Origin of the sequence: Stieleria sp., assembly GCF_041595215.1 — a bacterium.
GTDB lineage: Bacteria > Planctomycetota > Planctomycetia > Pirellulales > Pirellulaceae > Stieleria > Stieleria magnilauensis.
Genome location: NZ_JBFHKV010000690.1, coordinates 1 through 4,740, shown reverse-complemented (window position 1 = coordinate 4,740; position 4,740 = coordinate 1). Strand labels below are relative to the sequence as shown.

Below are 4,740 nucleotides of genomic sequence, written 5' to 3'. Positions count from 1 at the left end.
GGCGATCCTTTGGATCGTGGGGAGGGCGCCTGAAGGCTGGACACCAACGGTTGCTGGATTCGTTGATGGCGTGCGGCTTGGTTCTTGTCATCGTTCTGCCCCGTATTGTTTTGCCCCGTATTGTTTTGCCCCGTATTGTTTTGCCATCTCTTCTCCGCGCCACTGGCTGACGCCGCGTGCTGGGGCCACTGGCTGACGCTGCGTGCTGGGGCCACTGGCTGACGCGGCTTGGTGGGCGGTTGCGGACACCGTTGGGGATGTGACGACTACAATGATCCGAATGCTTTTGGGCCGGCTGAGTTGTTGAAGCTGGCCGGTGGGTTTGTGACACTTGTGGGATGACATTCGATGCGACAATTAGGGTTGGTTTGTGGATTGGTGATTGGACTGTTGATGGGGACTTCGGTGCGAGCCGAGGTCACGATCACACCGGACGTCGTTTATGGCCACAAGTCGGGATTGGCGATGACCATGGACGTGTTCACGCCGACCGAAAACGCCAATGGGGCGGGTGTCATGTTCATGGTCAGTGGCGGTTGGTATTCCCGCTGGCAGCCGCCGGAGCAGATGCAGGGCCGGTTCAAGCCGTTGACCGACAAGGGCTTCACCGTCTTTGCCGTCCGCCATGGCAGCAGCCCCAAGTTCTCGATCCCCGAAGCGGTTTCGGACGTTCGTCGTAGCGTCCGGTTCGTTCGCCTGAACGCGGATCGGTTTAAGATCGACCCGCAACGACTCGGCGTCTATGGCTACAGCGCCGGCGGCCATCTGTCCCTGATGTTGGGGACGGCGTCGGATGATGGCGATCCGGCGGCCAGCGACCCGGTCGAGCGGGTTTCCAATCGCGTCGCCGCGGTCGTCGCCTTTGTCGCGCCGACCGATCTGCGGATCATGGTCAAGGACGCGCCCGATCGGCTGGACGCCTACGCAAGATTTCCGGCCTTGGATCTTGATCTGAAGCTTGCCGAAGAGGATTCGCCGCTGGTTCATGTGACCCCGGACGATCCACCGACGCTGTTGATCGCCGGGGACAAGGATGATCTGGTACCGATCGAGCACAGTCGAACCATCCATGCCGCCTTTGAGAAGGCGAACGTCATGAGTCGGCTGATCGAAGTCGCCGGCGCCGGCCACGGGTTCCGCGATGAAGACGCTCGTCGGTCGACCGAATCGATGGTGGAATGGTTTCAATTGCAACTCGCTCCGTAAGGCGGCCTTGGCGTCCAACACTGCACGCGGTCCGCGGCCAGCGGCTACAATCAGGTGTGAAAGCATGAAGTCGACGGCCCACAGCTCCTCCCCTGGTTGCCTCCATCATGAGCGGTCCTCGTTCAAGTCCGGTTGACGCAGAACAGCGAACGGCCGAACTGGTCGGGACCCTTTGGACCATTCTGATTGTCAGTCTGGCCGTTCATATGTTGACGTTGATTGCGGCGCGATGGCAGTTCGCGGATTTGAGCTGGCCACACGAGCCCTTTCATTCGACCGTTGAGATGGCCGGGGCGATCGTGGCCTTGGGGGTCGCGTGGATGTTGCTGTCGTTGGAACGGCTGCAATCAGGCACCAGCTACAACACGTGGATCGCGTCGGCGTTGGTCGGGATGGGCGTTCTGGATGGGCTGCACGCGATGGTCTATGTGGGCACGACGTTTGTTTGGCTGCACAGTCTGGCGACGGTCACCGGCGGGTTGCTGTTTGCGATGGTCTGGTTACCGCGCGAATGGAAACGGTGGGCGCAGTGGTGGCCTTGGGCGGTGTTGGTCGTGTCGCTCGCGGTCGGCATCGGTTCGATTCTGCTGGGGGACCGACTGCCGAAGATGACCGAGGGCAGTCAATTCACGCCGCTGGCACAGCAGATGAACATTGGCGGCGGGCTGTTGATGTTCTCCGCGACGGTTCGGATGGTATTGACGTACCGTGAGACCGGCAACCAGGACGACCTGCTGTTCTGCCTGCACTGCGCGCTCTTTGGCGCCGCGGCGATCATGTTCCAACAATCCAAGCTTTGGGATTTGCCGTGGTGGGGATGGCACTTTTTGCGGTTGGTCGCCTACGGCGTCGCCCTCTGGTTCGTGATCAAAACGGATGATCGCACGGCGCGTGCCTTGCAACGCCGGGCGGCCGATCAAGCCCGCGTGGAGGCGTTGAAGGAGAATGCGGAGCAGCTTGAACAAACCAATGCGATGTTGCGCCGCGAGCAGTTCTTGATCAATTCATTGCTCAGCACGATTCCCGATGCCGTTTTCTTCAAGGATCGCCAAGGCCGAATTCTGCGTGCCAACCAAGCGATGGCACGTGATGCGGGATTTGAGCACCCCGATGAATTGATCGGCAAGACGGATCAACAGATCTGGTCGGGCGAGCTGCACACCGAAACCGCCATTGACGAACAGAAGATCATGGAGACGGGGGAACCCATCGTCAACAAGGAAGAAATGCCGGTGCGTGATGGAGGTCCACCGCGTTGGGTGCTGGTCACCAAAATGCCGCTGTACGATGAAGACGGACAGATCACGGGGCTCTTCGGGGTCGCCCGCGACATCACAAAGATTAAATTGCAGGAACTGCAGCGGGAGCGGCAGGCGGAGGCATTGGCGCGGGCGAAGGAGGCTCTGGAGCGGAGCAATGCCGATCTGCAACAGTTCGCCTACGTCGCGTCACATGACTTGCAAGAGCCGCTCCGCGCCGTGGCCGGGCATTGCCAACTGCTGGAAATGGCGTTGGCCGATCAAGCCGATGAGCGCGTCCAGAAGTTTCTCGGCCACGCGGTCGATGGTGCAAAACGGATGCAGCAGTTGATCAACAATTTGTTGGACTATTCCCGGGTGCAATCTCGCGGCCGAGAAATGGTCGCGGTGGACATGCACGGCGTGGTGGACGACGCCCTGAAAAACCTCGCCGTCGCGATTGAAGAGCACGACGCGGTGATCGACGTCGATGAGTTGCCCAGTATCAAGGGGGATCGGGACCAGCTGATTCAATTGTTCCAAAATCTGATCGGCAACGCGATCAAATTCTGCGGCGAGGACGCGCCGCATATCAAGATCGCGGCCGAGCGTGAGTCGGACCTGTGGCGTTTTTCGGTCCGCGACAACGGAATCGGCCTGGAGAGCGAATATCAAGACAGGATCTTTGTCATTTTTCAACGGCTGCACGGACGAACCCGTTATCCTGGTACGGGGTTGGGACTCGCCATCGCCAAGCGAATCGTCGAGCGTCACAGTGGACGAATCTGGGTGGAGTCCGAACCGGGCTCGGGCAGCACCTTCTTTTTCACTCTATTGCCGGCATAAACCATGACTCCGCCAGACGACTCTCTCGATGCGAAACGAAAGATTGAAGTGTTGTTGGTCGAAGACAGTCCCAGTGATGCGATGCTGACGATCGAGGCGTTGCGTGAAGGTTGTGTGACGGAACGGTTACATCATGTGGAAGATGGCGTCGAGGCATTGGCTTATCTACGCCGTGAAGGCAAGTATTCCGACGCGCGCCGCCCCGACGTCGTCTTGTTGGACTTGAACATGCCGCGTAAAAATGGCCACGAAGTCCTCAAGGAGATTCGCGCCGATGACGCCTTGCAGTTTCTGCCCGTCATCGTGTTGACCACCTCCGACGATGAGCGTGATGTGTTGGAAGCCTATGGCGAAAACGCCAATTGCTACATCACCAAACCGGTCGATCTGAACGCTTTCGTTCGGGCGATGCGATCACTGGGGGATTTCTGGTTGAAATGGGTCACCCTGCCGCCACGTACGGTTTAGACCCTCTCGTTTTGAATCATTGCCACCAGAGAGTTGCCCCGATGCCACTGCGGCTTACCATCTTGTTGAGCGCCGTGATCGCGCTGTTGCCCCCCGCTCACGCACAACGTCCTGCCAACACACAGGCCCCTGCCAACACACAAGGTCCTGCACACATCGAGACCTTCGACGGCAGGGGGAGTCTGCCGACGGGCTGGTCGGTGGTTTCGGGCGACTGGGAACAGGCCGATGGAGTGCTGCTGGCGCGGTCGATGGAATCGGACAGTTACATCACGTTCGGTGACCCGTCCTGGAAGAACTATGAAGTCGAAGCCACGGTGACGTTTTTGAAAGTCCGCGACCCGGCGCGTTGGGTTTCGCTGCTGGTGCGGGCTTCTGAAGACGGACAGACGCCGTGGTCCCAGGTGCCGGTTCGGTTTGATGCGACGCAAAAGAACGGTGTGGAGTTTGCCGTCCGGACGACTCCGCGTCAGTGGAGCGTTCGCCAGACGGCTGCGGCGTCGAAGTCCAGCGAGTTGAACCGGCCTCGACGGCTGAAAGCGATCGTTCGCCAATCGTACGTGGAAGTCCACTTGGACGGGAAACAGGTCTTGAGCAGCCATTATTGTGTCGACCGAGACCGCGGCTGTGTGGGGCTGGGCGTGAGCGGTTGCATCGCTTCGTTTGACGACGTTTCGGTGCGTCGATTGCCCGAGGACGACAGCGATGTCTCTGGGGCCGTGGGGGCTTGTGAGACGGTTGCCCATCGAGGTTATTCAGCGGTCGCACCGGAGAACACGTTGGTCGCGATCAGCGAGGCGATCCAGGTTGGCGCCAGCGGCTGCGAATTTGATGTCTACCGCTGCGGCGATGGGGCGGTCGTCTTGATGCACGACAAGACCGTCGATCGCACCACCGACGGAACGGGACGTGTCACCGAACTCAGTCTCGATCATCTCCGCCAACTCGATGCAGGGTCATGGAAAGATGCCCGTTTTGCCGG

The 4,740-nt window shown here is 59.7% G+C and carries 4 protein-coding genes; all 4 read left to right on the top strand.

The genetic code is table 11. From position 1 onward, the window contains the following. The first annotated feature begins 348 nt into the window (after nt 1–348). Complete coding sequence (locus ABX749_RS22590) at nt 349–1,206, top strand: alpha/beta hydrolase (RefSeq protein ID WP_372897976.1); 858 nt, start codon at nt 349–351, stop codon at nt 1,204–1,206. Nucleotides 1,207–1,313: 107 nt separating this feature from the next. Beyond that, on the top strand, nt 1,314–3,290 hold the full coding sequence (locus tag ABX749_RS22585; RefSeq protein ID WP_372897975.1) for an ATP-binding protein: 1,977 nt from the start codon (nt 1,314–1,316) through the stop codon (nt 3,288–3,290). 3 nt (nt 3,291–3,293) lie between these two features. Further along, on the top strand, nt 3,294–3,758 hold the full coding sequence (locus tag ABX749_RS22580) for a response regulator (protein WP_372897974.1): 465 nt from the start codon (nt 3,294–3,296) through the stop codon (nt 3,756–3,758). Between the two features lie 41 nt (nt 3,759–3,799). Next, on the top strand, nt 3,800–4,740 hold a 941-nt coding region (locus tag ABX749_RS22575; RefSeq protein WP_372897973.1), incomplete at its 3' end, for a glycerophosphodiester phosphodiesterase.

Coding starts and splice junctions, on each gene's coding strand:
- ABX749_RS22580 (WP_372897974.1), top strand. CDS start 3,294: ATGACTCCGCCAGACGACTCTCTCGATGCGAAACGAAAGATTGAAGTG.
- ABX749_RS22590 (WP_372897976.1), top strand. CDS start 349: ATGCGACAATTAGGGTTGGTTTGTGGATTGGTGATTGGACTGTTGATG.
- ABX749_RS22585 (WP_372897975.1), top strand. CDS start 1,314: ATGAGCGGTCCTCGTTCAAGTCCGGTTGACGCAGAACAGCGAACGGCC.